2 protein-coding genes are annotated in these 1,053 nt (G+C 62.4%); both read left to right on the top strand.

Annotated elements, in window-relative coordinates:
• On the top strand, window positions 1–738 hold a 738-nt coding region (locus ABYW26_RS14715), incomplete at its 5' end, for a 2-keto-4-pentenoate hydratase (RefSeq protein WP_372605668.1).
• A 3-nt stretch (window positions 739–741) separates the two neighbouring features.
• On the top strand, window positions 742–1,053 hold a 312-nt coding region (locus ABYW26_RS14710), incomplete at its 3' end, for a Gfo/Idh/MocA family oxidoreductase (RefSeq protein WP_372605667.1).

Genomic DNA, 1,053 nt, shown 5'->3' with positions numbered 1-1,053 from the left:
TCCGGCACTCCGGGCGCGCCGATCCGCGATCTGCTGGACGAGGGCGACGTCGCCGCCGCCTATCAGGTGCAGGAAATCAACACCAAACGCTGGCTGGGCAACGAAGAACGTGTCTTGTCGGGCCGCAAGATCGGCCTGACCTCGAAGGCGGTGCAGACCCAGCTGGGCGTCGATCAGCCCGACTATGGCATGCTGTTTGCCGATATGGAGGTGATGGACGGCGAAGAGGTCTCGTTGACCCGCATCCAGCAGCCCAAGGTCGAAGCCGAGATCGCCTATGTCATCGCCGCGCCGCTGACCGGGGGCCATATCACTATGGTCGATCTGCTGGCCTCGATCGGCTATGTCCTGCCCGCGATTGAAATCGTCGGCAGCCGCGTTGCCAACTGGGATATCCGCATCACCGATACCGTGGCCGACAATGCCTCGTCCGGCCTTTACGTGCTGGGCCAATCGCCCAAGCGTGTCGGCGATTTCGACCAGCGCATGTGCGGCATGGTCATGTATCGCAACAATGAACCGGTTTCGGTCGGTGCCGGTGCCGCCTGTATGGGCAGCCCGCTGAATGCCGCGCTGTGGCTGGCCCGCACTATGGCCGCCGCTGGCCGTCCATTGGGTCCGGGCGATGTGGTTCTGTCCGGGGCGCTGGGCCCGATGGTCGCAGCCCGGCCGGGCGATGTTTTTGATGCACGGATCAACGGGCTTGGTTCTGTGCGTGCCGTCTTTGCGAAGGAATAAGAGATGTCGAAAATCAAATGTGCGATCATTGGTTCGGGCAATATCGGGACTGATCTGATGATCAAGGTCATGCGGTTGTCCAAGGTTCTGGAGATGGGGGCGATGGTCGGGATCGACGCGAAGAGCGACGGTCTGGCCCGCGCCAGGCGTCTGGGCATTGCCACCACCCACGAGGGGATTGACGGTCTGCTCAAGCTGCCGGAATACAAGGATATTCGCATCGTATTCGACGCCACCTCGGCCGGGGCGCACAAGCATCACAACGAGATCCTTCAGCGCGACGGCAAACAGGTCATCGACCTGACCCCGGCGGCC

It is taken from the genome of Actibacterium sp. (assembly GCF_041584535.1).
GTDB lineage: Bacteria > Pseudomonadota > Alphaproteobacteria > Rhodobacterales > Rhodobacteraceae > Actibacterium_D.
Note: the sequence above shows the minus strand (reverse complement) of the source record. Positions and strands in the feature narration are given on the sequence as shown.